Genomic DNA, 26308 nt, shown 5'->3' on the forward strand with positions numbered 1-26308 from the left:
AGAGTAGCCAGAAGCCGAAATTTTGTGCTTTTTTCATATACTCCCCCTCTTTTTTAGTATTTTCGGCTTCATGTCCTTATAAACATTGGGCTGTAGAAAATACTGGGGGGGAGTATATTAAGAGCATTTTAAAGGGCTTTTTTGCTTTTACTGGTTATTCTCAGACCAGTGAAGCGCCAAGCGGTTTAAAACGGTAACACCGCATCCGGTTTTACCGCCAGCACTGCCTGTTTCATCGCCGCTTGTATGCGTGCCAGTGCGGCGGGCGTTTCTGCTTCAAAACGCATCACGATTACTGGTGTCGTATTGGACGAGCGTGCCAGACCGAAGCCATCCGGATATTCAACCCGCAGACCGTCAATCGTGATGATTTCATCGGAACCCGGGAAATTGGCATTCGCCTGCATTGCGGCGATGAGTGTGAAATTCTCGCCTTCCGCTAATTTCAGTTGCAGCTCCGGCGTCGAGGCCGATTGTGGCAAGTCATTCAGGGTTGCTGTCATGTCCGTAACGCGACTCAGAATTTCCAACAAACGGGCACCGGCATACAAGCCATCATCAAAACCATACCAGCGGTCTTTGAAGAAAATATGCCCGCTCATTTCGCCGCCGAGTGGTGCGCCGGTTTCACGCAATTTCGCTTTCACCAGCGAATGCCCGGTTTTCCACATCAGCGGTACACCGCCGCGCGCTTTGACCCACGGTGCGATATGGCGCGTGCATTTCACGTCATACAGAATCTGTGCACCGGGATTGCGTGTCAGCACATCTTCGGCAAACAGCATCAGCTGGCGATCAGGGTAAATGATCTGTCCGTCTTTCGTCACGACACCGAGGCGGTCGCCATCGCCATCAAAGGCCAAGCCGATTTCGGCATCGGTGGTTTGCAGGCAACGGATTAAGTCTTGCAGGTTTTCAGCATGCGCAGGATCAGGATGGTGATTCGGGAATGTGCCATCAACTTCGCAGAATAACTCAATCACTTCGCAACCCATGCCGCGATACAGATCTGCCGCAAACGCACCGGCCACACCGTTACCGCAATCGACGGCGATTTTGATCGGGCGCGCCAGTTTAACGTCGCCGATAATGCGTTCAAGATAGGCCGCTCTGATGTCGTGGGTACGGTAGTTACCGCTGCCTTGAGCAAATTCTTTTTTCAGTATGGTCTGATACAAGGCCAGAATCGCATCGCCATAAATCGCTTCACCGGCGAGCACCATTTTGAAGCCGTTGTAATCGGGTGGATTATGGCTGCCGGTGACCATGATGCCGGATGTCGCACCCAGCACATTGGTGCCGAAATACACCATCGGTGTGACAACCACACCGAGATCGATCACATCGACACCAGTGGATTGCAAACCTTTAGCGAGTGCGGTGATCAGATCGGGGCCGGACAAGCGACCATCACGGCCAATCACGACGGTCTTTTCACCTTTGGCAACGGCGGCGCTGCCGAATGCCTGACCAATCAGGTAAGCAACATCAGCATCGAGCGTTTTGCCGATAATGCCGCGAATATCATAAGCCTTGAAAATGCTGGGGGAAAGTAGGGACATAGCAACCTTGCTGATCAAAATGAGATGATGACTGGAATTGTAAATAGCTATTTAATGCAGAACTTTGATGTCGGTCGTGCTGCCTGAATTGACATGGGATGCTTGCCAGATCAGATCTTCGATGCCGCATTGCGGCTGGTATTCTGCCACTGTTTTTAACAACAGCGTACGTATTTGTTCATAGTCAAATGCGGTGCAGGCTTGCTCAAGCGCGGTCAGCGCCAGACTTAATTGCTCCCAGGGAATTTCATTTTCCTGCGCACGCATAATCAGCGGGTGGCTGGTGCCTTCAACGTTGTCGCCGATCAGCAGTTCTTCGTACAGTTTTTCACCGGGACGCAGGCCGACGTGCTGTATCTCTATCGTTCCCTGCGGCGTAGTTTCTGATTTCACTTCCAGCCCGCTCAGATGCACCATGCGGCGCGCCAGATCGATAATGCGTACAGGTTCACCCATATCAAGCACAAACACATCGCCGCCTTCGCCCATCGCACCTGCCTGCAGCACCAGTTGCGCTGCTTCAGGGATGGTCATGAAATAGCGGGTGATCTCAGGATGCGTCAAAGTAATCGGGCCACCTGCCATGATCTGTTTGCGAAACAGCGGCACGACTGAGCCTGACGAGCCCAGCACATTGCCAAAGCGCACCATACAAAAACGCGTGCTGTGCTGACCATGCGAAAATGCCTGCAAAATTAATTCTGCAAGCCGTTTGCTGGTACCCATGATATTCGTAGGACGCACTGCTTTATCCGTGGAAATCAGCACGAAATTAGCCACTTTCGCTTTGATCGCTGCTTGCGCCACCGCCAGCGTACCGAACACATTATTGCGTATGCCTTCGACCGGATTGTGTTCGACCAGCGGCACATGTTTGTAGGCAGCGGCGTGGTATAGCGTGTCAATATTGCAGGCTGCAAAAATTCTGTCGAGCTTGGCAGCATCAAGCACCGTGCCGAGAAACGGCAGTATCTCGACATCAAGATGAAGCTGAGCGCGCAGCGACAGCAATTCATGTTCGATCGCATATAAAGCGTATTCGGACATTTCCAGTAACACCAGTTTTTTGGGGCGCTGACGCAGAATCTGGCGGCACAGTTCTGAACCAATGGAGCCACCCGCACCGGTGACCAACACATGTTTGCCAGTGATGCAGGTACTCAGTAAACGGGCATCCGGCTCGACCTGATCACGGCCCAGCAAATCTTCAATTTCAACGTCGCGTACATCCTGAACACGCAGCTCGCCATTGACCAGACTTTGTATGGAAGGCGTGACTTTAATTTTTAGCTTCAGATGTTCGAGCTGATTCAATATCTGCTTTTGCCGGGTTTTACTGGCCGAGGGTATCGCCAGCAGAATCTGTTTGATACCTAATTTAACGACCAGCGCATCAATCTCTGCCGGGCTGTAAATCTGGATACCAGCGATCGTTGAGCGGTGTTTTTTTTCATTGTCATCAATAAACGCAACGCAGATATGTTCACCGCCAGCCCGCAATGCCGTAGCGAGTTGCGCCCCGGCTTTTCCTGCGCCGTAAATGCAGACATGAATCACGTTGTCTGCCATATCGGCGCGCAGAAACCAGTTGCGTGCGAGAAAACGGCTGGCGCTGAGATAGAGTATCGAGCCGGCCCAGAAAAAGCCAAAGATCGCGCGTGAAATCGGCATGATATGCAGCATCACGCCGATGAAGGCCAGCAGCAGAACTGACGTGCAGGCACCGATAAAAATCACGCTGATAATTTTCTGATCGATAAAACGAATCACTGCACGGTACAAACCGATGCGGATAAAAATCGGGATGGAGACAACAGGGATAGAAACGATCAGCCAGAAATAATGCCGGAATAACTCGGCGTTAAAACCATCGTAACGCAACCATATTGCCAGTATGAAGATCAGCGGCAGACACAGCACATCAAGCGCAGCGGCCATGATTTGCTTCTGCAGGCGGGGGAGATGGAGTAGAGTTTGCAGCATGAAGTTTGTCCTAATGCGTAATGCCGTCGCGACGCAAAACCTTGAAAAAGGTCATCAGCAATATGCGCATATCCAGAAGAAATGACTGATGTTGCAGATAATAGGCATCCAGTTCCACTTTCACCGGAATCGGCAATTCATCACGACCATTAACTTGCGCCCAGCCAGTTAAACCGGGCGGAATCGTATGGACGTTTTTTTCCGTACGTAAGGCAATCAGATCATGCTGATTGTACAGCGCCGGGCGCGGGCCAACGAAACTCATATCGCCATTCAGGATACTCCACAGTTGCGGCAGCTCATCCAGACTTGATTTTCTGAGAAACGAACCTATCGGCGTCAGATACTGATCCGGGTTACTCAACAAGTGAGTGGCAACTGCGGGCGTGTCTATGCGCATGCTGCGAAATTTCGGCATCTTGAAGATGACATTATTCTTGCCAACACGATCCGACCAGTAAACGGCAGGGCCGCGCGAAGTCAGCTTCACGCACAAGGCGGTGATCAGTATGGGCAACAGCAATATGAGTGTGGCACATACAGCGAGCAGCAGGTCAAAGCAACGTTTCAACATAGTCTTATGGTAATTGTGTCACGGTAGCGGCCAGTCCCTGTTCCACAGTATAGGGCGGAGTCCAGCCTAGTAATGTTCTCGCTTTGGTGATATCGACTTGCAATGATAAACACAGGCGATCAGCAACAGATTTTTTTCCGGCCAGCGTTGCCGCCAGCGTGAGTAAAGATGGTGGACACGGCAGCAAGCGTGATGGCACCTGCAAGGCTTTGGCGCACGCCTGCAATAATTCAGCGGTCGATAAATCCTGACCATCGGAGACCAGAAAAATTTCTTGCCCCGCATGTGGGTGATGCAGGCAGGTATCGATCAGACTGATCAGATTGCCGAGATAAACAAAGCTGCGCTTATTTCTGGTGCTGGCCAGCGGCAGCGGTATACCTTTTTTAACCCAGCGCAGCATGCTTAAAAAATTCGCTTTCACGCCTGGTCCATAGATCAGCGGTGGCCGGATGATCGTTACTGCCATACCCGTTTGCTCACCCAGCTGCAACAGGGCAATTTCTGCTTCACACTTCGATATGCCATACGGGTCTTCGGCAAGGGATACATCTTTTTCGCTGAACGGTTTTCCCGGTTGCGTCAGCTCGCCGTTGACTTTGACGGAACTGATAAAAATAAACTGGCGCACTCCCGCCGCTGCCGCTTGTCTGGCCAGCGCCAGTGTCGCGTCGACGTTGACGCGACGGAACAAGGCCAGCGGATCAGCCGCGGACTCTTGCATCACATGCACACGGGCCGCGCAATGAATCACCGCGTCAATCTCATGCAAATGAGCAGACCAGTCGAGATCAGGAGAAAGCTCCGGAATCAGCGGGTTTGCCATCAGTAGGGATTGAAAGCTGAGTGGCTGCCGACTTGGGCAGACCAATTGTTGATGTTGTGCGAGAAAATATCTGGCGACTGCCTGCCCGACAAATCCACTCGCACCGGTGATGAAGATACGCTGAACCATATCAGCGCGCGCCGCTTGTACGGCGTGAATAGACAAAATATTTACGCGATAAAAATTTCAGGAAACTGCGGATAAACCAATTCGCGTGCGGCGACAACAGACTGCGGTTTTTATGTGCCGCAAAATGGACTGCCTGCAGTTGCGGGTAATAACGCACACCTTTTCCCAACATCAGATACGAGCGATAGCAAAGATCGACATCTTCAAAATACATAAAATAGCGATCATCGAAGCCCTGCAGCGCTTCGTAATGCCGCGCATCGAATACTAAAAAAGCACCGGAAGCCCAGTCTGCATGAAACGGCGCTGTGATTTTTTCTTTATCGTAGGCCTGCGTCAGCGAGCGTATGACGGCCATACGCAATGGCGAAAGAAAATCTGGGAACAGGCGGATATTCGCATCAGTCCTGAGGTGATTTTCATCTTTAAACAGATTCAGGGTTGCCAGTGGAAACTGATCACGCTGCATTTCTTCAACCAGTTGCCTGAGCGTATCCGGGGTGATGGAAATATCCGGATTCATGACGACGAATATGTCACCTGAGCGCAAGCCGACACTATTTTGTATTTGCCGGAACAGAAAATTATTGTTCGCACCGAAGCCCAGTCCTGCAGAGGCATCGGTGTAAGAAACGCCGTGCTGGTGGCAGTAGTCTTTTAATTTTGCGGATGGCAGATTATCTTTCAGCCACAGATGGATATCGTCATGCTGGCCGAGTAATCCGCCCAGCCGGGTTGAGATCAGCAGATCTTCATGTCCATGACTGATGATGGCAACATGAATCATAAGTGAACGATTCCATTCATATTTGGGTGTGAGGGCATGCTTGCTGGCATCTGCTTTACTGTGCTGTCACGACGCGCGGCGTATGCGATTGCTGTGTTGGCGTACAGAGTAACAGCATTCGCTTTGCCCGCGATGAACTATTCCTTACCAGTATCTATGCCAGACTATCCGTCAACGCCGTTTGCCACGATGGCAACGTCAATCCGAACGTGCGGCTGATTTTATCTGTGTTCAGACAGGAATTGACCGGTCTTGTTGCAGGTGTCGGGTATTCGCTGGCAGGAATTCCATGCACAACGGGTGCTGGCTTGTTCAGCAAACCACGGCTAGCCGCCTGACGCAAAATTTCTTCGGTAAAGCCACACCAGCTTGTGTGTCCGGTTGTCGTCAGATTATATAAACCTTGATATTGCGACCACCATTGTCCGCTATCCGGTGCGGCCAGCAGTTGCGCCAGAATCTGACAAGTGGCGTTGCTGATGGCTTTAGCCGATGTAGGTGCGCCCCACTGATCGTTGACGATACGCAGTTCGTCACGCTCATTCGCCAACCGTAACATCGTCAGCAGGAAATTTTTACCGAAGCGCGAATAGACCCAGCTGGTGCGGAAAATCAGGTGACGGCAGCCACTGGCAATAATGGCTTGCTCGCCTGCGAGTTTCGTTGTGCCGTACACATTCAACGGATGAGTTGTTTCTGTTTCTGTATAACTTTTTAAACCGGCGTGGGCATCGCGCAAACTGCCGTCAAAGACGTAATCTGTCGAATAGTGAATCAGACCAATATTGTGCTTTTTTGCTGCCGCAGCAAAGGTCGCTGGCGCTGTCACATTGATCGCTTCTGCTAATTCAGTTTCTGACTCTGCTTTATCGACTGCGGTGTAGGCGGCCGGATTGATAATCAGATCTGGCTGTATCGCATCAACATACGCAGTAATCGCAGCAGCATCGCTTAAATCAAGCTGGCTGCGATCAGGGGCGATCACTTCATGCTGCGCACTGAGTTGCTGCTGTAAAGTATGGCCCAGCTGTCCCGTGACGCCGGTCAATAAAATCTTCATTCAAATACCTCAGCATCAGCGAGCAGTTTTCCTTGCTGATCTTTAGCAGACATCACCGGTTCGCCCTGAATCGGCCATTCAATACCAATTGCAGGATCATTCCATTGCAATGAGCGTTCATATTCCGGCGCCCAGTAATCTGTGGTTTTATAGAGGAATTCCGCTTTATCACTGAGCACAACAAAACCATGTGCAAAGCCAGGCGGGATCCAGAGCTGACGTTGATTTTCTGCGGACAGAACGACACCGGTCCACTGGCCGAAGCGTGGTGAGCTTTTGCGGATATCAACAGCCACATCAAACACTTCGCCGGTCACGACGCGCACCAGTTTTCCCTGTGCCTGTTTGATTTGATAGTGCAGGCCGCGCAGGATATTTTTTGCTGAGAGTGAATGGTTGTCCTGAACAAATTCAACATCGACACCCGTCAGTTCAGCAAACTTTTTCGCATTGAAGCTCTCAAAGAAAAAACCACGTTCGTCACCGAATACTTTCGGTTCTATGATCATGACTTCTGGCAGATTGGTAGGAATAGCTTTCATGGTTTAAAACGTCTTTTTCTCTAAGAGGTTCAACAAATAGCGGCCGTACTCATTTTTCTTCAGCGGCTGTGCCAGCGTTTCGAGCTGCGCGGCGCTGATGTAGTTACGGCGGAAGGCGATTTCTTCAGGGCAGGCGACTTTCAAGCCCTGGCGCTTTTCTATCGTCGCGACAAACTGACCTGCTTCCAGTAAAGATTCATGGGTGCCGGTATCAAGCCATGCCATGCCACGTCCCATCAGTTCGACGTTTAACTCGCCTTGTTTCAGATAAACGTTATTGACATCGGTAATTTCCAGTTCGCCGCGTGGTGATGGTTTGATGTTGGCGGCGATATCGCATACTTGCTGATCATAAAAATACAGGCCAGTCACCGCGTAATTCGACTTAGGTTTTGCTGGTTTTTCCTCGATGCTGAGTGCTTGTTTGTTAGCGTCAAAATCAACTACGCCATAGCGTTCAGGATCATGCACGTGGTAAGCAAACACGGTTGCGCCTTGATTTCTGGCATCGGCATTGCGTAATTGAGGTTCGAAATCGTGGCCGTAATAGATGTTGTCGCCAAGAATCAACGCAGAAGGAGAATTGCCGATAAATTCTTTACCGATAATGAAGGCCTGAGCCAGACCATCAGGTGACGGTTGCACTGCATATTGCAGATTAATCCCCCATTGCGAACCGTCGCCAAGCAACTCAGAAAAACGCGGCGTATCTTGTGGCGTCGAGATAATCAGGATGTCGCGAATACCTGCCAGCATCAGCGATGTCAGCGGGTAATAAATCATCGGTTTGTCGTATACCGGCAGCAGTTGTTTGGAGATTGCCTGTGTGACCGGGTAGAGGCGTGTGCCGGAACCACCGGCCAGAATAATGCCTTTGCGGGTACTTGATGTAAAACTCATGCTTGTTCCTTGTTACTGTATTGCAGATCAACCCATTTCATATAATCGCCGGATTGTACCTGCGCGACCCACGCATCATTGGCGAGATACCATTCCACTGTTTTGCGCAGGCCAGTCGTGAACGTTTCAGCCGGTTTCCAGCCGAGTTCGCGTTCGATTTTGCGCGCATCAATAGCGTAGCGGCGATCGTGGCCCGGGCGGTCAGTGATGTGTTTGATCTGATCGCGGTAACTGCCTTGTGCTTTAGGTTGTAATTCGTCCAGTAAATCGCAAATGGTATGAACGACGCTGAGATTGGTCTGTTCGTTCCAGCCGCCGACGTTGTAGGTTTCGCCCAGGCGTCCATCTTCAAGGACGCGGCGGATTGCTGCACAATGATCTGTCACAAACAACCAGTCACGCACTTGCTGACCATCGCCATACACCGGCAAGTCTTTACCTGCGCGGGCGTTGGTAATAATCAGCGGAATCAGTTTTTCCGGAAAATGATAAGGACCATAGTTATTCGAGCAGTTCGTTGTTAAGACTGGCATGCCATAAGTATGGTGATAAGCGCGAACAAGATGATCGGATGCTGCTTTCGATGCGGAATACGGGCTGTTCGGCGCGTAAGCAGTTGTTTCGCTGAATGGCGGATCTTCCGGACCCAGCGTTCCATACACTTCATCGGTTGATACATGTAGGAAACGAAAGTCCTTTTTTTCCTGAGCTTCGAGTGAATTCCAGTAAGCCCGCGCAGCCTCTAACAGGCTGAACGTGCCATTAATATTGGTTGTGACGAAAGCTGCCGGACCATGAATCGAGCGATCTACATGGCTTTCTGCCGCAAAATGCACGATCGCACGTGGCTTATGTTCTGCAAACAATGCTGTCAGTTTGTCGCCGTCGCAGATGTCACCCTGAACGAAAATATGCCGGTTATCGTGACGTAAGCTTGTAAGATTGTTTAAATTGCCAGCATAAGTCAGTTTGTCATAATTAAGCACTGTCTCGTCAGATTGTGCCAGCCAACTTAATACAAAATTAGCGCCGATAAATCCAGCGCCGCCTGTGACGAAAATCATAACTAACCCCTGTCTGAACCGCTTATTTTTAATACCCAACCCGCGATTTTACTTGAGATAAGCCCGAAGTCGTTCTATTTTGTGATGATTTTACGCTGTAAGATTAGTAACAATTATTTGCATTAATGTGGTTTTGATATGTCGGGAATAGTGTTTTTCATGTCTGCCCGCATTTCAAGCTTTCATTTTGCTAATCGGGCTGCCTTGATTTTTGACTTTCCAATGATGCATACATACATATGCCGTTTGCGATATGAATCGTCGATTTAGGGTGCCAGGTATCCCTTGAAATAATCAGAATCAGCCCTATTTACAGGTGTAACGTGTATTTGAATGGAGAAACAGGATGCAAGAACAAGAAAATCATCAGGCTGAAAACCCTGCTACTGCAGTTGAGAGCGCCGAAGTTGCAGCTGCGGAGACTGTTGTAGAGCAGCAAAATGATCCAGCGAATTACGCAGCAGCAAAAATTGCTGAGTTAGAAGCGCGGGTTGCTGAGCTGCAGGATGCTTTTATGCGCGCCAAAGCTGATGGTGAAAATATCCGTCGCCGTGCGCAGGAAGATATCGCGAAAGCACATAAATTTGCGATAGAAGGTTTTGCGGAAGCAATGGTGCCCGTCAAAGACAGTCTGGAAATGGCCTTGAAAGTGGAAACGCCATCCATTGATTCTTTAAAAGAAGGCGTGGAAATTACGCTGAAGCAATTGAATTCTGCATTTGAAAAAAATCGCTTGATGGAAGTGAATCCGGCGCAGGCGGAAAAACTTGATCCGACTAAACATCAGGCTGTCTCTATGGTTCCGGCAGAGCAAGAGGCCAACACTATCGTGACTGTACTGCAAAAAGGCTACACGATTGCTGATCGTCTTTTGCGCCCGGCTTTAGTGACCGTTGCGCAAGGAAAGTAAGAAAAACGTAAAAAAAACGCATAAAACGCTTGAAAAGCGGGTTTTTTACCTTATATCCGGAACAGACGAGTTGGTTTTGCTGCTAAATTCAGACCGACTCACCAACATTGACAAATAAAATCTACATTCTAAGGGAAATATCATGGGAAAAATGATTGGTATTGATTTGGGTACAACCAACTCTTGCGTTGCAATCATGGAAGGCGGCCAGCCAAAAGTGATTGAAAATGCAGAAGGTGCACGCACGACACCATCGATTATCGCGTATCAGGAAGACGGCGAGATTCTGGTCGGCGCCTCTGCAAAACGTCAGGCAGTGACAAATCCGAAAAACACTTTATTTGCGGTCAAACGTCTGATCGGTCGTAAATTTGAAGAAAAAGAAGTCCAAAAAGACATCAGTCTGATGCCTTACACGATTTCCAAAGCAGACAATGGTGATGCGTGGGTTTCTGTGCGCGATAAAAAATTAGCGCCACCACAGATTTCCGCTGAAGTTTTGCGCAAAATGAAAAAGACTGCCGAAGACTACCTCGGTGAAGAAGTGACAGAAGCGGTCATTACCGTTCCTGCTTATTTCAACGATGCGCAACGTCAGGCAACGAAAGATGCCGGCCGTATCGCTGGTCTGGATGTGAAACGTATCATCAACGAACCAACGGCTGCCGCATTGGCGTTCGGTCTGGATAAAAAAGAAAAAGGCGATCGTAAGATTGCTGTGTATGACCTTGGCGGCGGTACTTTCGACGTTTCCATTATTGAAATTGCAGACGTTGATGGCGAAATGCAGTTTGAAGTGTTGTCGACTAACGGCGATACTTTCCTCGGTGGTGAAGATTTCGATCAACGTATCATTGATTACATCATCACAGAATTCAAAACGATCAATGGTCTGGATTTGTCCAAAGATCCTATCGCTTTGCAACGTATCAAGGCTTCTGCTGAGCGTGCAAAAATTGAACTGTCAAGCGCACAGCAAACTGAAATCAATGAGCCATATATCGCGATGGCGAATGGCGCACCGGTGCATCTGAACTTGAAAATCACGCGCGCCAAACTGGAAGCGCTGGTCGAAGAACTGGTCAAGAAAACCATCGAGCCTTGCCGTCTGGCGATTAAAGATGCTGGCGTTAAAGTATCTGATATCGACGACATCATTCTGGTTGGTGGCATGACCCGTATGCCTAAGGTTCAGGAACTGGTTAAAGAGTTCTTCGGTAAAGAGCCACGTAAAGACGTGAATCCGGACGAAGCAGTAGCGGTCGGTGCAGCAATTCAGGGTTCTGTATTGTCTGGCGATCGTAAAGATCTGTTGTTGCTGGACGTGACACCATTGTCGCTGGGTATCGAGACTCTGGGCGGCGTGATGACGAAGATGATACAGAAAAACACGACCATCCCGACTAAGTTCAGTCAGGTGTTTTCGACAGCAGATGATAATCAGCCTGCGGTAACGATCAAAGTGTTCCAGGGTGAACGTGAGATCGCTGCCGGTAATAAAGGTCTGGGCGAATTCAATCTGGAAGGTATTCCACCAGCAGCACGTGGCACACCACAAATTGAAGTCACGTTCGATATTGATGCGAATGGTATTTTGCATGTAGGTGCAAAAGACAAAGCAACCGGTAAAGAAAACAAAATCACTATTAAAGCAAACTCAGGTTTGACTGAAGAAGAAATTCAGAAAATGGTGAAAGATGCAGAACTGAACGCGGAAGAAGACAAAAAGGTCAAAGAACTGGCTGAGTCCCGCAATCAGGGTGATGCATTGGTGCACTCAACCAAAAAAGCGCTGGCTGAACATGGCGACAAACTGGACGCAGGCGAGAAAGAAAAAATCGAAGCTGCGATCAAAGAGTTGGAAGATGTGTTGAAAACCGGCGACAAAGTTGAGATCGATACTAAGCTTGGTGCTTTGACGACAGCGGCTCAGAAGCTGGGCGAAAAAGTCTATGCGGATATGCAGGCTCAGCAAGCTGCGGCTGGTGCAGCGGGCGGTACTGCGGACGCTGATGCAAAAGCTAAAGATGACGATGTTGTCGATGCAGACTTCAAAGAAGTGAAAGACAATAAGTAATTCCCAGTCTGACGGGCTTGCCCGTCATCACTCGCCGGGTGGCTCGCGCTTGCGTTGCTGGCCCGGCGTTTGCGCTTAATACAGAGGTTAACAAGAGATGGCGAAGCGTGATTTTTATGAAATTCTCGGCGTCGGTAAAAACGCTTCAGAAGACGAAATTAAAAAGGCTTATCGCAAGCTGGCGATGAAGTACCATCCGGATCGTAATCCGGATAATAAGTCTGCCGAAGAGAAATTCAAGGAAGCCAAAGAGGCTTACGAGATGCTTTCCGACAGCCAGAAACGGGATGCCTACGACCGTTACGGTCATGCCGGTGTTGATCCGAATATGGGTGGCGGCGGTGGCGGTGGTGCAGGCGGTTTTGCTGATGCGTTCGGCGATATTTTTGGTGATATTTTCGGCGGTGGCCGTCGTAGTGCGGGTCCTCAGGTATATCGCGGTGCTGATTTGCGATATAACCTCGAAATCACACTCGAGCAGGCCGCTAACGGATTTGATACGACGATACGCGTGCCTAGCTGGGATGAGTGCGATACTTGCCACGGCTCCGGTGCAAAACCCGGTACGTCACCGGTAACGTGCACCACTTGTGGCGGACACGGTCAGGTACGGATGCAGCAAGGTTTGTTCAGTATCCAGCAAGCCTGTCCTAAGTGTCATGGCACAGGGAAAATGATTCCTGATCCATGTACCGCTTGCTCAGGTGTTGGTCGCATCAAACGCAATAAAACACTGGAAGTTAAAATTCCAGCAGGGATAGACGATGGCATGCGTATCCGTTCATCGGGTAACGGTGAACCTGGCGTCAACGGCGGGCCTCCGGGTGATTTGTATGTAGAGATACATATCAAGCAGCATCCGGTGTTCCAGCGCGAAGGCGATGATCTGCATTGCGAGATTCCAATTTCCTTTGTGAAAGCGGCTCTGGGCGGCGAGATTGAAGTACCTACGTTGAGTGGCAAAGCGTCGTTCACTGTACCGGAAGGAACGCAGTCAGGTAAAACTTTCCGTTTGCGCAGCAAAGGCGTGAAGGGCGTGCGTTCTGGTTATGCTGGCGACTTGTTCTGTCACGTTGTGATAGAAACGCCAGTCAAGCTGACTGAAAAGCAAAAGCAGTTGTTGAAAGATTTTGAGCAGTTGACGGTAGAAGGCGGGGCTAAGCACAACCCCCAAAGTAAAACCTGGATGGATAAAGTAAAAAAATTCTTTGAATAATTTTGCTAAAAAAAAGCCCCGTTGATGTTGAACGGGGCTTTTTAACGTTTACTTCCCGTGTTGTCGGAGATCGGTATTTAGATACAGGCATCAGGCGGATAAATTTGCTGCTAAATTAGAGAGCGGACTCCAAAATCAGCGCTGACGATACGCCCGGGAATCGGTTAAGCTAAAGAGCCAATATAAAAACTACATTATAAGTAGCGGTGCCCGGATTTATCAGCGACAGCATCTTATCTGCCAAGCCTGATCAATCTGGAATCAATAAAATATAAACAGGAGACAAAAATGCGTTGGAATCAATATAAATGTTGGTTAGCCGGGCTGGGTCTGACCCTGCTCAGTACAGCAAATGCCGGTACCGTGGATATAGCGGGTGCCAAATTTGAAGATACGGTTCATGTTGCAAACACCGATCTGAAACTGAATGGAGCCGGGATCCGTTACAAAGCTATTTTCAAAGTGTACGCAGCGGGCCTGTACCTCAAAGACAAGAAAAATACCGTACCTGAAGTACTTGCCTCGCAAGGTCCGCGTCGGGTCACGATAGTGATGCTGCGCGATCTCAGTAACGAAGATTTTGGCCGCGGCTTTATGCAAGGTATACAACAAAATACAGACAAAGCAGAAAAAGTGAAATTCACTTCGCAGTTTCTTCGTTTCGGTGAGTTGTTTGCATCCGTTCCTGAATTGAAAAAAGGGGATGTCATGGTGAACGACTGGGTTCCCGGCGTTGGTACGGTGGTGTATTTAAATGGAAAAAAAATGGGTGAACCTTACCCTGACATCGGATTTAACAACGCATTGCTGCGCATCTGGTTAGGTGAAAAACCCGTTGACAGCGGCTTGAAGAAAGCGATGCTGGCTGAGCCTGACGACAGAAATATGTATCGTTAATTTACCTTGATCTGAAACAGAAAAAGCCGTACCTGCCCGGGTACGGCTTTTTCTGTTTATGCAGCTTACCTGCATAAAGGTTAGAATCACGCCTGTTTTCAATATCAGGACAGGATGATGACCGAGAAAAATCGTGCCGAATTAACTCCGGAACAGTTATTTGAAAATAATCGTCAATGGGCGCAGGCAATCTCCAACCGGGATGCTGATTTTTTTAAAAAACTCGCAGCCCAGCAAAATCCTGAATATCTGTGGATAGGCTGCTCTGACAGCCGGGTCCCTGCCAATGAATTGCTGGGGCTTTTACCTGGTGAGTTATTTGTACACAGAAATATCGCCAACGTTGTCGTTCATTCAGATTTAAATTGCCTCTCTGTGCTGCAGTTTGCAGTCGATATTCTGGGCGTCAAACACATTATCATCTGCGGTCATTATGGTTGCTCAGGCGTACATGCTGCAATGACCGGGCGGCGTGTCGGTCTGGCCGATAACTGGCTGCGTCACGTACAGGATGTACATCAGAAGCATGAACGCTATCTTGGTGAAACACTGAATACAAAACAGCGCGCAGACCGCTTGTGCGAACTGAACGTGATCGAACAAGTCGTCAATCTGTGCCAGACCACCGTGATTCAGGATGCGTGGGAACGCGGCCAGACACTGACTGTGCATGGCTGGGTCTATGGCATTCAGGATGGCTTATTAAATCCACTGGGAATGGCGGTCAGTTCACCGGAAATGCTTGCCACCCAGTTTGCCGCGAGTCTGACCCGGTATCAGGACTGAACAACATATATCCGCCTCATTCAATTCTGATGGCCAGATCGCGTCCAGATCTGGCCATGTTGCCGGCATAATCTGCGGCAAAAATCCGCAGAATATAATCACCGGCAGCCAGTTTATCTACAGGCAGGTGAGCATTTCTGGCATAGCCGTCACGCACGACATTACTGGCCTGATACAAAAAGCGGGTTTTCGCATTGCCATGCACGGTAATGCCGCTGCCATCTGCATAGGCGACTTTGACGGACGAGCGATCAGGCGGTAACTGATTAAATTCTATCGTCATCAATGCTTGCTCATAACCGGCGACAGTTTTGCCATTCGCATGCAGGAATTGATAGCCTATCTTGTATAAGCCCAGTCGTCTGCGCGAAAGATTGTCATCGCTCTGATCATACGCATCGACAAGCAGATTCAATGATGGGCTCTGGCGTGGGATGAGGAGGCGATTATCCTGTTTCTGTTTCAGCGGTTTGCCCTGATCATCGGTGATTTGTATCGACTCAATCACCGGTTCTGTTTCATCTTTAAAGCCGGGGAACGGCAAGGCTAAGGGATTGATTTCGCCGCTGCCGAGGCTGTAATTCAGATGGACATGGTACATGCGGTTGATACTACCTAAAGCATCTCCGGTTTTGAATTTTGTTCCGCGCGGAATTCTGACTGCAGCTGGTTTTCCCTGCATATCATTCAGGATCTGAAAGCGCTGGGCATCGATCAGCAGATTGTCGCGGTCGCGTCCTGCTTTCATGTGGATGTAAGAAAAATGATCGATATTGATTCCTTCATTCAGCGTCCCATATCCCCAGGCAGTGACAGGATGACGCACCTTTTCGTCGGCAACGGCATACACTGTCGCGCCGAGATTGCCTTGTATATCAAGCCCACTATGAAAATGATCGCGTGCTTCACCATCCGTTTTTCCACGCACCTCTCCCATTGTGCCGACCACTTCGTGTGCTGTTTGAAATGGCTTTAAGGGCCACGGAAAAGTCTGACCGGCAAACATCGTTTGCAGGTCAAGGTGGGTCGCCGGAAATCTGCTTTGCTCCGGCGTCGCTGGCTGCACTGATGTCAGCCGGTATATCGATGTGGTAGCTGAATCTGCGACCATGACTTCACCGGTTGGTGTCACCAGCAAACCGCTTGGTGAAGATAGCCGTAAAACCTTCTCGTCACCGGCGACAAAATCAACATCGATGCCTGTGACGCCTCTGAGTATGCCGTCTGGCGTCAGATGTAAAATCCGGCCTTCGCCACTTTCTCCGATATAAACGTGATCATCATGCGTGATGGCCAGCCCGACCGGACGTCGCATCAGCGCATTTTTATCGTTGCTGGCGGATTGCTGCAGCGTGCTGACCATACCCGTCTGCGTCAGTTTACGAATCGCGTTATTACGCGTATCGGCTATGATCAGATCCTTGTGCGAGTTGATTGCAATGCCAGACGGCGTATCGAATAAGGCATCGCTGGCAGCGCCATCCAGTAAGCCATTTTGCTTACCGCCAGCGATGGTGCTGACTTTACCGTCGGTCGATATGCGGCGAATTTTATCGTTATAGGTATCGGCCACATAGACGTTGCCGTCAGCGTCAACGGCAACGGCCAGAGGTGCGTTCAGTTGCGCCGAAGTCCCATCACCATCACGATCGCCAGCTTGGCCGTTGCCAGCCAATGTTGTGACTAGTCCCTGGCTGGAGATTTTGCGTATCGCATGATTGCCGGTATCGGCCACATACAGATTGCCTTGTTTATCAATCGCGATGCCGGAAGGTGTATTGAAAGCAGCCTGCATACGTTCGCCATCGGCGAAACCTTCTTTGCCCCCGGCATAGACGCTGACCTGACCATCGGGAGCGATACGGCGTATCACATTGTTGTCGGCGGCATCAGTGACATACAGATTGCCTTCCTGATCCTGCACCATGCCGAAAGGGTCAGCAAAACGTGCCTGCAATGCTGCACCGTCACGTTTTCCCGCAGTGCCGTCGCCAGCGAAACGTAACACATGCGGCTGCCAGTCGGTGGACGTTGGCTGTAGTCGCGGCTTTACTCCCAGTGTTTTTCCGACTTTTTCCATCAGACTGCCAATGTGTTGATTGCCTGAGAACGGTGAGAAAAAGTAAGCGACACTGCCAATCAGAAGAGTCATCGCCAGCGTTGCTATCAGAGTCGGTTTCGAGAAATGCATTGCCACCTGAGGTTCCAATATGGGTGTGTGAGGGGCGCAGCTTAGCGTATTTGTCCGCAGATCGCCAGCCATCCGGCGCTGCCAACGGCAGATGCTGATTCATGCCAGAATGGTGTATTCAATGGTGTTTTAAATGCTGCTTTATTCTGCGTGTATCGAATACTCAATATCGGCATCTGGTCTGGTTTCTGGCAGCATTTCGTGCCAACAGGCACATGCTATTTGAGACGTATGAAATACATGCCTTATTGCGATTAAATGAGATGAAAACGATGAAAATCAGCCTGCAACCGAAAAAGCTTTTATTGTCGAAATGGACGGCGGTACAAGTCGTCGCGAAGCAAAAGCATTTCATTGTCAGTAAAGTGATTCAGCCTGAGTCAGCCGCGTTGTCTGATGCACCGCCAGAGTTGATCGAAATCGAAGCGGTGTACACAAAGAGGTGCGTCAGATTCCGTGGCGTGAGTTACAGGATGAGCGCTTGTGGAAATGGGGCTGGCACTGAAACTAACGCTGGCTCTGACTGCGTGCTTATGTGCCCGTAGTGCGGAGTTCCAGTTTGCCGTCGCGTAATTTCAGTCTATGCATGTCGGGCAGGGCGATCAGTTCACGGTCGTGGCAAACCACCACCACGCTGCTGCCCGCCTGTGTCAGCGTCGGGATCAGGGCGATCACCTGTTCCCGCGCTTCCCCATCCAGATTCGCGGTTGGCTCGTCCAGCAATAGCAAACGTGGTTCCAGCACTTTGGCACGTGCCAGTGCCACTCTTTGTTTTTCACCGCCGGATAAATGCCGCGCATCGTGATCACTGAGATGCAGTATGCCTGCCCAACACATGGCGAGCGCGACTTGCTTTTCAATATTCTCCGCTTTTCTTAAACGTAAACCATAGGCGATGTTTTCGGCAACCGTGCCGGAAAACATCACCGGGTGTTGGTGCACATAGACGATGTCGGTACGTAAGTGGCGCGGATACGGCGCAAATGTCGTTGCGTTATCGAGGTATTTCACTTCATCTATCTGCGCCTGCTCGAGTCCTGAGAGTATGCGTAGCAGCGTACTTTTACCGCTGCCATTCATACCCGTCAGCACATAAGCGCGTGATTGTTCGATGTTCAGTTCGGCGATGTCGAGCAGGTGCCGCTGCCCGAACGATTTGCGCAAACCGCGTACTTGTAAGAGTGTGCTCATTGCAATTGCTCCGCATTCCGGGTGTCGCCTTGCAACAGCATCAGCGCCGCATTCATGACCAAGGCCAGTGCAATCAAGACCATGCCGAGCGCAATGCCCTGCGCAAATTCACCTTTACTGGTTTCGAGAGCGATGGCCGTTGTGATGGTGCGGGTTTCACCGGCGATATTACCGCCCACCATCATGGCGCAGCCGACTTCCGATAAGACACGGCCAAAGCCATTGATCAGCGCCGCCATCACGCCGAAACGCACTTCATGCAGCACCGTCCACATTACCTGGCGGCGATTCGCGCCCAGCGTGATCGCGGTTTCTGCCAGTCGAGGGTCGGCCGATTGCACCGCGCTCAGGGTGAATGCGGTCAGGACTGGAAACGCGATCACCGCCTGACCAGCAATGATGCCGGTCTGGCTGAACAACCAATGCCATGAGCCGAGCAAGCCCTGGCGGCTTAACAGCAGATACAACAATAAACCAATCAGCACCGTCGGCAGCGACAGGGCGGCCTGCACCAGCCAGATCGCGATACGGCGGCCAGGAAACGCGTGGCTCGCAATGGCATAGCCGAGCAGCAGCGCCGGCGGCGTTGCAAAGGCTAAACCGACCAGTGAAGTTTTCAGCGATACCCAGACGATATTCCACAGCGTTTCATCGCCGCTGAACAAGAGGGAAAACGCGTCCTGAATCGCGATGCTGATATTCATAAATTAAAATCAGAAGCAGTGCTCTGGTCCGGGGAAAGACTGGTCTTTCACCGCCGCGACATATGCCGTCACTGCTGCATCAATACTGGTCTGACCTTCCATGAAATTTTTCACAAAACGCGCTTTACGGCCAGGAAAGACACCGAGCAAATCATGCATCACCAACACCTGACCGGAGCAATCCGCACCGGCACCGATACCGATGGTCGGAATCGTCAATGCGTCGGTGACCTCTTTGCCGAGCGCGGCAGGAATCGCTTCCAGCACCAGCAGGGTGGCTCCGGCGGCTTGCACTGCGAGTGACTCTGCTTTAAGCAAATCGGCGGCGGCGGTGGTTTTACCCTGGACTTTATAACCGCCGAGCTGATGTACGGATTGTGGCGTCAGCCCCAGATGCGCGCAGACCGGAATCGCGCGCTCAGTTAAAAATTGTATGACTGGCAGCAACCAGGTTCCACCTTCGAGTTTCACCATCTGTGCGCCGGCCTGTATCAGCGGCACGGCATTATTAAACGCCGCTTCCGGTGTGGCATAACTGCCGAACGGCATGTCGGCCACGATCAGTGCTTTCTGATTGCCGCGCGCAACGGAAGCGGTGTGGTAGGCAATGTCGGCAATCGTCACTGGCAGCGTGGATTGATGTCCTTGACAGACCATGCCAAGCGAGTCGCCGATCAGTAATATTTCGACACCGCATCTGTCCATCAATGAGGCAAAGCTGGCATCGTAGCAGGTCAGCATCGTGATTTTGTTGCCTTGCTCACGCATAGACATTAAGCCGGGAATGCTGACTGCTTTACGGTCTTGCAAATATTCCGCCATGTGTTTCTCCAAAGGTAAAGCTGTCAGGAGTTGTCGCTGACAGCGTCATCAGGCGCTTGCGTCCTAATTCCTGAAAATAAAATAAACCGCGCCGACCAGACATAAGCCAGCCCAGACGTAATCGAGTTTGAATGGTTGCCCCATATAGAACATCGCAAACGGCACGAATACGATCAGCGTCAGCGCTTCCTGCAAAATTTTGAGCTGCGCCAGACTGTACTGAGTGTAACCGATACGATTCGCCGGTACTTGCAGCAGATATTCAAACAGCGCAATGCTCCAACTGATCAGCGCGGCGATCCACCAGGTTTTGCTGGATAAATTCTTCAGATGCCCGTACCAGGCGATGGTCATGAAGACGTTTGACAGCGTTAACAACCCGGCAGTTTGTACGATAACTGGTATTTGCATGGGAGTATCCCGTAAAAATGGCTTAATGTCCTTGATTTTAAAGGGGCTTAAAAAATACTGGGGGGTGTATATTTAAACCGATTTAGCCCGCCGGTAACCTGAAAATAGCCTGCTGTGCGACCCCGGCGACAAATGTCTGTGCCGGCCCCTGACCGGGGATATCGATTTTCGCTGCGATTTCCAGCAGCGGTAGCAGCACAAATGCACGTTCTGTCATGCGCGGATGCGGCACGCTCAGTTGTGCTGTCGCGATCTGCTGATCCGCATATAACAACAAATCCAGATCCAGCGTGCGCGGGGCGTTACGGTAAGGACGCTCACGACCAAATGCCTGCTCGATTTCCTGCAAGGCCAGCAATAAATCGTTAGCGCTGAGGCTCGTGGTGATGGCCGCCACGGCATTCACATAATCGTCACCGCTGGAATCGATTGGCGCGCTGCTGTACAGCGACGAGGCGCGTTGCAACTGCGTTGCCGGAATCTGGCCAAGGCGGGCGATGGCTTGCTGCACCGTATCCTGTGCTGCGCCCAGATTCGCACCGATACCGATGTAAGCCAGCATCATTCCTGCGCTGCCGCCTTGCGTGGCGCACGGCGCCGTGGTTTGCGTTTTTTTGCGGCACTGGCACCCGCCGGGGCTTTGGGTTTGCTGTTAATCAGGCGTTCACGTTCATCGGCATCGCCATTGATGAAGGCAGTCCACCATTCGCCGATGTCAGCATCGATCTCGCCCGAGGCGCAACGCAGCAACAGGAAATCATAGGCCGCCCGCATGCGCTGATGTTCAAGCATTTTGTACGGCGTTTTGCCCACCCGCTTTTCGAAGCGCGGCTGCATCGCCCAGATGTCGCGCATATCGGCGCCGATTTTTCGTTGAATCGCGAGCGCATCTGTTTGCGTATTCAGCACATCATCTGCCGCCAGATGCAGTGCCGGAATCGGGAATTCGCCGGCAGCTTTATAGGCTTCCCATTTTTCCAGCACCTGATGCCACAACAGCGAGGCGAACAGGAAACTTGGTGAAACGCGTTTACCCTGTTGTATGCGTTCATCGGTATTCGCCAGCGCCAGCGTGATGAATTTCTCACCCATAGGCTGTTCCAACACCACGTCCAGCAAAGGCATCAGACCGTGATGCAGGCCTTCTTTGCGTAGTTCCTGCAGACACGCCATGGCATGGCCGCTGGTCAGTAGTTTCAGCATTTCATCGAAGACGCGTGCTGCCGGCACGTTATTGATCAGCGGTGCCATCACCGCGATCGGTGCCTGCGTGGCTGAGTCTATCGTAAATTGTAATTTTGCGGCAAAGCGCACCACGCGCAGCATACGCACAGGGTCTTCGCGGTAACGCGCTTCCGGTACGCCGATAATACGCAGGATTTTTTTACGGATATCTTTGATGCCGCCGTGGTAATCGAGCACCGTTTGCGAGGCCGGATCGTAGTACATCGAATTGATGGTGAAATCGCGCCGCGCCGCATCTTCGTGCTGCTCGCCAAAGGTGTTGTCGCGCAGCACGCGGCCATGTTCATCCTTTGGTGCTGCATCGTTGGATGGGCCGCGGAAGGTCGTGACTTCAAGCAGATCCTGACCGAACATCACGTGCACGATCTGGAAACGACGGCCGATGATAAAGGCGCGCCGGAACAGGCGTTTGACTTGTTCTGGCGTGGCGTTGGTGGCGATGTCAAAATCTTTCGGTTTCACACCAGTCAGCAGATCGCGCACGGCACCGCCAACGATGAATGCTTTGAAACCATTGTCCTGCAAAGTCTGCGTCACGCGAATCGCATTCGCCGACACCAGTTGCGGATTGATGCCATGCTCTTTCGCGCTCAGCACAGTTGGCTTGCGATTGCTGACGGCAGCTACGGTAGCTTCCGGGACGCTTTTCACGCCGAGTATTTTGCGAATAAATTTCTTGATCATTGTTTGTCGAACAGCTGGATTTGAGGCCATCCTTTTGCCAGCGCATGTGCGCTCAACCTGGCATTCGGATTGGTGGCGACAGGATGTGTCACGACCTCGAGTAAAGGGATATCGTTATGGGAGTCGCTGTAAAAATGGCTGCTGCCAAAATCGCTGAGTTGTTTTTCTTGTTTTGCTAACCAGTCCTGTAAATGGATGACTTTGCCGGCGCCCGAAGTTGGCACGCCCAGCAGTTTACCAGTGATATTGTTGGCGGCATCGAGCTCAGGCTCGGCAGCCAGTAAATGCGGTACTCCTAATGCCTGTGCAATCGGGGCGGTGACAAAGCGATTGGTCGCCGTGATAATCGCGATCAGGTCTTCCTGATCCTGATGTTTTTTCAGTAAATCAAACGCGGCCGGTAACAAGGCAGGCTGTATGACTTCCTGCATGAACTGCTGATGCAGCTCGTCGATTTTCTTGCGTGGAAATTGTGCCAGCGTGCCGAGTGCAAATTCCAGATACTCCACCGGATCCAGAGTGCCTGCCTGATATTGTGCAAAAAAATCGGCATTCCGTTTGGCAAATGCTTCGGCATCGACCGCGCCGACGCGGCATAAAAATTGGCCCCATTCATAATCGGAATCGATAGGAATCAGGGTGTGGTCGAGATCAAATAAAGCAATATTAGGCATGCTGTTGTATTCCGGATTCAGGGCTGTTGTTGCAGCATCAGTTCACGCAGGAGCGGCAAGGTAATCGGGCGCTTGGTGACCAGCGAATAATGATCGAGCTGATCCAGCATCGCGGTTAATGAACTCATGTCGCGCCGGTAGTGCGTGATCAGATAGGGTAACACGCCTGTCGATAACTGGATGCCGCGTGCCTGCGCAGCACGTTCCAAGGCGTCTATCTTATCTTCGTCGGTGAGTTCATGGAGCTGATAAATCAGGCCCCAGCCAAAGCGGGTACGTAAATCATCGCGCACATTCAAGATCATCGGCGGATGGTTGCCTGCTGCCACCAGAAAACCGCCGCGTGCCCGGGCTTCATTAAACAGATTGAACGCCGCAATCTGGTTCAGTGGCGATAATTGTTCGCAGTCGTCAAGCAGGTACAGGCTGACTTCATCGCTGAAATCAAATGCTTCTTCTGGTGCATTGGCGGGGATGTAGCGGGAATCCGGATGATCTGCGAGGGCGTGCAGCAGATGGGTTTTACCCGCACCGGCTTCACCCCAGATATAGACCGAGCGCTCACCATACTGACTCGCAATGCGCTGTGAGAATAAACCCAGCAATTGCGCCAGTTCGGCATTTTGTCCGACCACAAAGGTAGCAAGGGATGGCAGCTTTTGCGCATCCAGATCGAGTAAAAGTTGCCTCATGGCTGGCGATAAAAAGGACTGTTCAGGTAAGAGCTGCGTATATGTTTGACGGCTACCGAGATAATTGCCGACGCTGGTAAGGCAACCAGAATGCCGATGAAGCCAAATAACTGACCAAACGCCATCAGCGCAAAAATGACCGTCAGCGGATGCAGGCCGATGCGTTCACCGACCAGACGTGGCGTCAGTATGAATGATTCAAAAAATTGTCCGAAGCCATAAATAATGCCGACGTAAATTAATCCGCTCAGATCGTTAAATTGTAAGACCGCGCCGATCAGGGCGAGCGCCAGTCCTATGCCGTAGCCGAGATAAGGAATAAACACCAGAAAGCCAGTGATGATGCCGACGGGCAGCGCCAGATCGAAACGGGCGATGCTCAGTGCGATTGCATAATATGCAGCGAGCACGATCATCACCAGAATTTGTCCGCGCAAATACTGGGCAAGAATATCGTCAACCTCATTCACGGCATTGTTCGCTCCATGCACCCAGCGGCGCGGGATGAAATGCGCGATCCTGTGGATCAGCGGGTGCCAGTCCAGCAACAGATAAAACAGCACTATCGGAATCAGTAATAAATTCGCCAGCAGACCGAGCAGGGCGGTGCCGCCAACGCGTATCGATGACAAAACCGCCTTACCGATGACGTCACCGCTGCCAGCCATTTGCTCGGTCAGCAAGGCTTTAATTCCGGTACTGTCCAGGCGTATCGTGAATCCGTAATGCGCCAGAAACGGCGAAATCACCTGATCGAATTTGTCAAAAAAACGCGGTATCTGTTCTTGTAACTGCGGCGCTTCTTTTTGCAGGATAGGCACGATAATCAATACCATCGCCAATGCTGCAGCGATGACGAAAATAATCAACAGCGTGGCTGCCACTGTGCGCGGCAGACGCAGATTTTTGTATCGCAGCGCACACAGTTTATCGACCCAGGGGTTGAGTACGTACGCGAGTATCGCGGCGACGATGAATGGCATTAACACCGGACCCAGCAACGACAGCAATAGCAGGAACGCTGCACCGACGAGGATCCAGAGTAGGGATTGCTTTTGTTCTGGCGAAAAAGAAAATGGCATTTTCAGATGGTGTGCTTGCAAATAAGTTGTCGGCTTGTTACGTATCGCCCAAATATAGGTCAATACGCAGTCATTTTGTTAAAATAGCGGTTTTGCCGGAGTTTTCTGGCAATTTTCCTATTTTACCGCCTCAAGCCCCCTACTGACGAATATCATGAGCACTTCTACCCCTGTTTCTCTCTCTTACGCCGACGCCGGTGTCGATATGGTTGCTGGCGACGCGTTGGTCGATGCAATCAAGCCTTTTGCAAAACGCACGATGCGCGAAGGCGTCATGGCCGGTATCGGTGGTTTTGGCGCGATGTTTGAAGTCAGCAAAAAATTCAAAGAGCCTGTGTTGGTCTCAGGCACCGATGGCGTCGGTACCAAGCTGAAGCTGGCATTTCACCTCAACAAACATGACACGGTCGGTATCGATCTGGTCGCGATGAGTGTCAACGATATTCTGGTGCAGGGCGCTGAGCCTTTGTTCTTCCTCGATTATTTCGCCTGCGGCAAACTCGATGTGGCGGCCGCCACGGACGTGATCAAAGGCGTGGCTTTCGGTTGCGAACAAGCTGGCTGCGCACTGATCGGTGGCGAAACTGCTGAAATGCCTTCCATGTATCCGGATGGCGAATACGATCTGGCCGGCTTTGCGGTCGGTGCGGTTGAAAAATCTAAAATCATCGACGGCAGCAAAATTCAACCGGGCGACGTGATTCTGGGTCTGGCTTCTTCCGGTATTCATTCAAACGGTTTTTCTCTGGTGCGCAAAATCATCGAAGTGGCTAAACCTGACCTGAATGCAGATTTCCACGGACGCAGCCTGGGCGATGCACTGATGGCACCGACACGTATTTACGTGAAACCTTTGCTGGCGCTGATGGAGTCGCTGGAAGTGAAAGGCATGGCACACATTACTGGTGGTGGTCTGGTCGAGAATGTACCTCGCGTGCTGGGTGACAAACTGACTGCGGTCCTGCATAAAGATGCGTGGACTCTGCCGCCATTATTCACATGGCTGCAACAACACGGCGGTGTGGCAGATGCCGAAATGCATCGTGTATTCAACTGTGGTATCGGCATGGTGGTGATTGTGTCTGCTGAAAACGCAGATGCAGCGATGGCACAACTGAGCGCCGCTGGCGAATCGGTTTATCGTATCGGTGAAATTCGTGCCCGCGAAGGCAATGAACATCCGACTATCGTTGTTTAAGCGTAGAACTTATGCAACGCCCAAGCGGCGTTATGGCCACTGACCCTACATTGGCACTGTCTGCGCCGCTATCCCTTGCCCGGATAAATTGCGTCAGTTTT

The 26308-nt window shown here is 50.9% G+C and carries 27 protein-coding genes; 7 read left to right on the forward strand and 20 right to left on the reverse strand.

Translation table 11 applies throughout. The annotated features are described in order from the left end of the window. Positions 1-185 precede the first annotated feature (185 nt). The 9 genes from H8K26_RS03955 to rfbB form a co-directional block, all read right to left on the reverse strand. Complete coding sequence (locus H8K26_RS03955) at positions 186-1562, reverse strand: phosphomannomutase/phosphoglucomutase (protein WP_190477453.1); 1377 nt, start codon at positions 1560-1562, stop codon at positions 186-188. A 51-nt stretch (positions 1563-1613) separates the two neighbouring features. Continuing rightward, entirely contained in the window at positions 1614-3500 is a 1887-nt protein-coding gene (locus H8K26_RS03960; RefSeq protein WP_317889238.1) for a polysaccharide biosynthesis protein, read from the reverse strand. Between the two features lie 55 nt (positions 3501-3555). Further along, a complete protein-coding gene (locus tag H8K26_RS03965; protein WP_186884972.1) occupies positions 3556-4116 on the reverse strand; it encodes a sugar transferase in 561 nt (186 codons plus the stop codon). Positions 4117-4123: 7 nt separating this feature from the next. Beyond that, complete coding sequence (locus tag H8K26_RS03970) at positions 4124-5110, reverse strand: UDP-glucose 4-epimerase family protein (RefSeq protein ID WP_223826808.1); 987 nt, start codon at positions 5108-5110, stop codon at positions 4124-4126. Continuing rightward, positions 5076-5861, reverse strand: a complete 786-nt coding sequence (locus H8K26_RS03975) for a glycosyltransferase family protein (protein WP_190477457.1) — start codon at positions 5859-5861, stop codon at positions 5076-5078. Before H8K26_RS03975 ends, H8K26_RS03970 begins: the two co-directional genes overlap by 35 nt. Positions 5862-6015: 154 nt before the next feature. Next, the gene (gene rfbD, locus H8K26_RS03980) at positions 6016-6921 is read right to left on the reverse strand and encodes a dTDP-4-dehydrorhamnose reductase (RefSeq protein ID WP_190477459.1); all 906 of its coding nucleotides are present in this window, start codon (positions 6919-6921) and stop codon (positions 6016-6018) included. Then, positions 6918-7463 carry a dTDP-4-dehydrorhamnose 3,5-epimerase gene (rfbC, locus tag H8K26_RS03985; RefSeq protein WP_186884883.1) on the reverse strand — a complete coding sequence of 182 codons (546 nt, stop codon included), beginning with the start codon at positions 7461-7463 and terminating at the stop codon, positions 6918-6920. The genes rfbD and rfbC overlap by 4 nt, the downstream gene beginning before the upstream one ends. A 3-nt stretch (positions 7464-7466) precedes the next feature. Next, positions 7467-8363, reverse strand: coding sequence for a glucose-1-phosphate thymidylyltransferase RfbA (gene rfbA / locus H8K26_RS03990; RefSeq protein ID WP_186884884.1), 897 nt, complete (start codon positions 8361-8363; stop codon positions 7467-7469). After that, on the reverse strand, positions 8360-9427 hold the full coding sequence (rfbB, locus tag H8K26_RS03995; RefSeq protein WP_190477461.1) for a dTDP-glucose 4,6-dehydratase: 1068 nt from the start codon (positions 9425-9427) through the stop codon (positions 8360-8362). Before rfbB ends, rfbA begins: the two co-directional genes overlap by 4 nt. A gap of 346 nt (positions 9428-9773) precedes the next feature. On the opposite strand from rfbB, the gene grpE reads away from it, so the two are divergent. The 5 genes from grpE to can all read left to right on the forward strand — a co-directional run bounded on the left by grpE (position 9774) and on the right by can (position 15313). After that, complete coding sequence (grpE, locus tag H8K26_RS04000) at positions 9774-10337, forward strand: nucleotide exchange factor GrpE (RefSeq protein WP_190477462.1); 564 nt, start codon at positions 9774-9776, stop codon at positions 10335-10337. 142 nt (positions 10338-10479) lie between these two features. After that, the gene (dnaK, locus tag H8K26_RS04005) at positions 10480-12414 is read left to right on the forward strand and encodes a molecular chaperone DnaK (RefSeq protein ID WP_186896479.1); all 1935 of its coding nucleotides are present in this window, start codon (positions 10480-10482) and stop codon (positions 12412-12414) included. Positions 12415-12511: 97 nt separating this feature from the next. Beyond that, entirely contained in the window at positions 12512-13630 is a 1119-nt protein-coding gene (dnaJ, locus tag H8K26_RS04010) for a molecular chaperone DnaJ (protein WP_186884888.1), read from the forward strand. A gap of 288 nt (positions 13631-13918) precedes the next feature. Continuing rightward, the gene (locus H8K26_RS04015) at positions 13919-14527 is read left to right on the forward strand and encodes a chalcone isomerase family protein (RefSeq protein WP_186884889.1); all 609 of its coding nucleotides are present in this window, start codon (positions 13919-13921) and stop codon (positions 14525-14527) included. A 117-nt stretch (positions 14528-14644) separates the two neighbouring features. After that, a complete protein-coding gene (gene can / locus H8K26_RS04020) occupies positions 14645-15313 on the forward strand; it encodes a carbonate dehydratase (RefSeq protein WP_186884890.1) in 669 nt (222 codons plus the stop codon). A gap of 16 nt (positions 15314-15329) precedes the next feature. Here the strand turns inward: can and H8K26_RS04025 are convergent, their stop codons facing one another. Next, on the reverse strand, positions 15330-17504 hold the full coding sequence (locus H8K26_RS04025) for an NHL domain-containing protein (protein ID WP_223826846.1): 2175 nt from the start codon (positions 17502-17504) through the stop codon (positions 15330-15332). A gap of 41 nt (positions 17505-17545) precedes the next feature. Continuing rightward, on the reverse strand, positions 17546-17671 hold the full coding sequence (locus H8K26_RS17865; protein ID WP_263398841.1) for a hypothetical protein: 126 nt from the start codon (positions 17669-17671) through the stop codon (positions 17546-17548). Between the two features lie 96 nt (positions 17672-17767). Here H8K26_RS17865 and H8K26_RS04030 point away from each other — a divergent pair, with 96 nt between their 5' ends. Further along, positions 17768-18049 carry a TIGR02450 family Trp-rich protein gene (locus H8K26_RS04030; protein ID WP_223826809.1) on the forward strand — a complete coding sequence of 94 codons (282 nt, stop codon included), beginning with the start codon at positions 17768-17770 and terminating at the stop codon, positions 18047-18049. Here H8K26_RS04030 and H8K26_RS04035 read toward each other — a convergent pair. The 9 genes from H8K26_RS04035 to H8K26_RS04075 form a co-directional block, all read right to left on the reverse strand. Further along, positions 18036-18695 carry an ABC transporter ATP-binding protein gene (locus H8K26_RS04035; RefSeq protein ID WP_186896482.1) on the reverse strand — a complete coding sequence of 220 codons (660 nt, stop codon included), beginning with the start codon at positions 18693-18695 and terminating at the stop codon, positions 18036-18038. The genes H8K26_RS04030 and H8K26_RS04035 overlap by 14 nt on opposite strands. Continuing rightward, positions 18692-19399: an ABC transporter permease gene (locus H8K26_RS04040; protein ID WP_186896483.1), complete on the reverse strand. Its 708-nt coding sequence runs from the start codon at positions 19397-19399 to the stop codon at positions 18692-18694. Before H8K26_RS04040 ends, H8K26_RS04035 begins: the two co-directional genes overlap by 4 nt. 9 nt (positions 19400-19408) lie before the next feature. Further along, a complete protein-coding gene (gene panB, locus H8K26_RS04045; protein ID WP_190477467.1) occupies positions 19409-20221 on the reverse strand; it encodes a 3-methyl-2-oxobutanoate hydroxymethyltransferase in 813 nt (270 codons plus the stop codon). A 63-nt stretch (positions 20222-20284) separates the two neighbouring features. Next, a complete protein-coding gene (locus H8K26_RS04050) occupies positions 20285-20632 on the reverse strand; it encodes a DMT family protein (protein WP_186884895.1) in 348 nt (115 codons plus the stop codon). A gap of 82 nt (positions 20633-20714) precedes the next feature. After that, positions 20715-21194: a 2-amino-4-hydroxy-6-hydroxymethyldihydropteridine diphosphokinase gene (folK, locus tag H8K26_RS04055; protein ID WP_190477661.1), complete on the reverse strand. Its 480-nt coding sequence runs from the start codon at positions 21192-21194 to the stop codon at positions 20715-20717. Continuing rightward, positions 21194-22561, reverse strand: a complete 1368-nt coding sequence (pcnB, locus tag H8K26_RS04060; RefSeq protein ID WP_190477469.1) for a polynucleotide adenylyltransferase PcnB — start codon at positions 22559-22561, stop codon at positions 21194-21196. Before pcnB ends, folK begins: the two co-directional genes overlap by 1 nt. Further along, positions 22558-23235: a histidinol-phosphatase gene (locus tag H8K26_RS04065; RefSeq protein ID WP_190477471.1), complete on the reverse strand. Its 678-nt coding sequence runs from the start codon at positions 23233-23235 to the stop codon at positions 22558-22560. The genes pcnB and H8K26_RS04065 overlap by 4 nt, the downstream gene beginning before the upstream one ends. Positions 23236-23252: 17 nt before the next feature. Next, entirely contained in the window at positions 23253-23927 is a 675-nt protein-coding gene (hda, locus tag H8K26_RS04070; protein WP_190477472.1) for a DnaA regulatory inactivator Hda, read from the reverse strand. After that, positions 23924-25009 carry an AI-2E family transporter gene (locus tag H8K26_RS04075; RefSeq protein WP_190477663.1) on the reverse strand — a complete coding sequence of 362 codons (1086 nt, stop codon included), beginning with the start codon at positions 25007-25009 and terminating at the stop codon, positions 23924-23926. The genes hda and H8K26_RS04075 overlap by 4 nt, the downstream gene beginning before the upstream one ends. A gap of 154 nt (positions 25010-25163) precedes the next feature. Between H8K26_RS04075 and purM the strand changes: the two genes are divergently transcribed. Next, positions 25164-26207 (forward strand): phosphoribosylformylglycinamidine cyclo-ligase, encoded by a 1044-nt coding sequence (purM, locus tag H8K26_RS04080; protein ID WP_190477475.1) that lies wholly within the window; start codon positions 25164-25166, stop codon positions 26205-26207. Positions 26208-26308: the final 101 nt, after the last annotated feature.

This window comes from Cognatundibacterium aquatile, from assembly GCF_014699135.1.
Classification (GTDB): domain Bacteria; phylum Pseudomonadota; class Gammaproteobacteria; order Burkholderiales; family Burkholderiaceae_D; genus Undibacterium; species Undibacterium aquatile.

Bases quoted from the DNA above. Each gene is read 5' to 3' on its own strand.
- folK (WP_190477661.1), bottom strand. From the start codon at position 21,194: ATGCTGGCTTACATCGGTATCGGTGCGAATCTGGGCGCAGCACAGGAT.
- H8K26_RS04040 (WP_186896483.1), bottom strand. From the start codon at position 19,399: ATGAATATCAGCATCGCGATTCAGGACGCGTTTTCCCTCTTGTTCAGC.
- purM (WP_190477475.1), top strand. From the start codon at position 25,164: ATGAGCACTTCTACCCCTGTTTCTCTCTCTTACGCCGACGCCGGTGTC.
- dnaK (WP_186896479.1), top strand. From the start codon at position 10,480: ATGGGAAAAATGATTGGTATTGATTTGGGTACAACCAACTCTTGCGTT.
- can (WP_186884890.1), top strand. From the start codon at position 14,645: ATGACCGAGAAAAATCGTGCCGAATTAACTCCGGAACAGTTATTTGAA.
- panB (WP_190477467.1), bottom strand. From the start codon at position 20,221: ATGGCGGAATATTTGCAAGACCGTAAAGCAGTCAGCATTCCCGGCTTA.
- rfbA (WP_186884884.1), bottom strand. From the start codon at position 8,363: ATGAGTTTTACATCAAGTACCCGCAAAGGCATTATTCTGGCCGGTGGT.
- H8K26_RS04030 (WP_223826809.1), top strand. From the start codon at position 17,768: ATGAAAACGATGAAAATCAGCCTGCAACCGAAAAAGCTTTTATTGTCG.
- grpE (WP_190477462.1), top strand. From the start codon at position 9,774: ATGCAAGAACAAGAAAATCATCAGGCTGAAAACCCTGCTACTGCAGTT.
- H8K26_RS03960 (WP_317889238.1), bottom strand. From the start codon at position 3,500: ATGGCCGCTGCGCTTGATGTGCTGTGTCTGCCGCTGATCTTCATACTG.
- H8K26_RS04035 (WP_186896482.1), bottom strand. From the start codon at position 18,695: ATGAGCACACTCTTACAAGTACGCGGTTTGCGCAAATCGTTCGGGCAG.
- H8K26_RS03955 (WP_190477453.1), bottom strand. From the start codon at position 1,562: ATGTCCCTACTTTCCCCCAGCATTTTCAAGGCTTATGATATTCGCGGC.
- rfbC (WP_186884883.1), bottom strand. From the start codon at position 7,463: ATGAAAGCTATTCCTACCAATCTGCCAGAAGTCATGATCATAGAACCG.
- rfbD (WP_190477459.1), bottom strand. From the start codon at position 6,921: ATGAAGATTTTATTGACCGGCGTCACGGGACAGCTGGGCCATACTTTA.
- H8K26_RS04075 (WP_190477663.1), bottom strand. From the start codon at position 25,009: ATGCCATTTTCTTTTTCGCCAGAACAAAAGCAATCCCTACTCTGGATC.
- H8K26_RS04065 (WP_190477471.1), bottom strand. From the start codon at position 23,235: ATGCCTAATATTGCTTTATTTGATCTCGACCACACCCTGATTCCTATC.
- H8K26_RS03975 (WP_190477457.1), bottom strand. From the start codon at position 5,861: ATGATTCATGTTGCCATCATCAGTCATGGACATGAAGATCTGCTGATC.
- H8K26_RS04050 (WP_186884895.1), bottom strand. From the start codon at position 20,632: ATGCAAATACCAGTTATCGTACAAACTGCCGGGTTGTTAACGCTGTCA.
- pcnB (WP_190477469.1), bottom strand. From the start codon at position 22,561: ATGATCAAGAAATTTATTCGCAAAATACTCGGCGTGAAAAGCGTCCCG.
- dnaJ (WP_186884888.1), top strand. From the start codon at position 12,512: ATGGCGAAGCGTGATTTTTATGAAATTCTCGGCGTCGGTAAAAACGCT.
- H8K26_RS04025 (WP_223826846.1), bottom strand. From the start codon at position 17,504: ATGCATTTCTCGAAACCGACTCTGATAGCAACGCTGGCGATGACTCTT.
- rfbB (WP_190477461.1), bottom strand. From the start codon at position 9,427: ATGATTTTCGTCACAGGCGGCGCTGGATTTATCGGCGCTAATTTTGTA.
- H8K26_RS04015 (WP_186884889.1), top strand. From the start codon at position 13,919: ATGCGTTGGAATCAATATAAATGTTGGTTAGCCGGGCTGGGTCTGACC.
- hda (WP_190477472.1), bottom strand. From the start codon at position 23,927: ATGAGGCAACTTTTACTCGATCTGGATGCGCAAAAGCTGCCATCCCTT.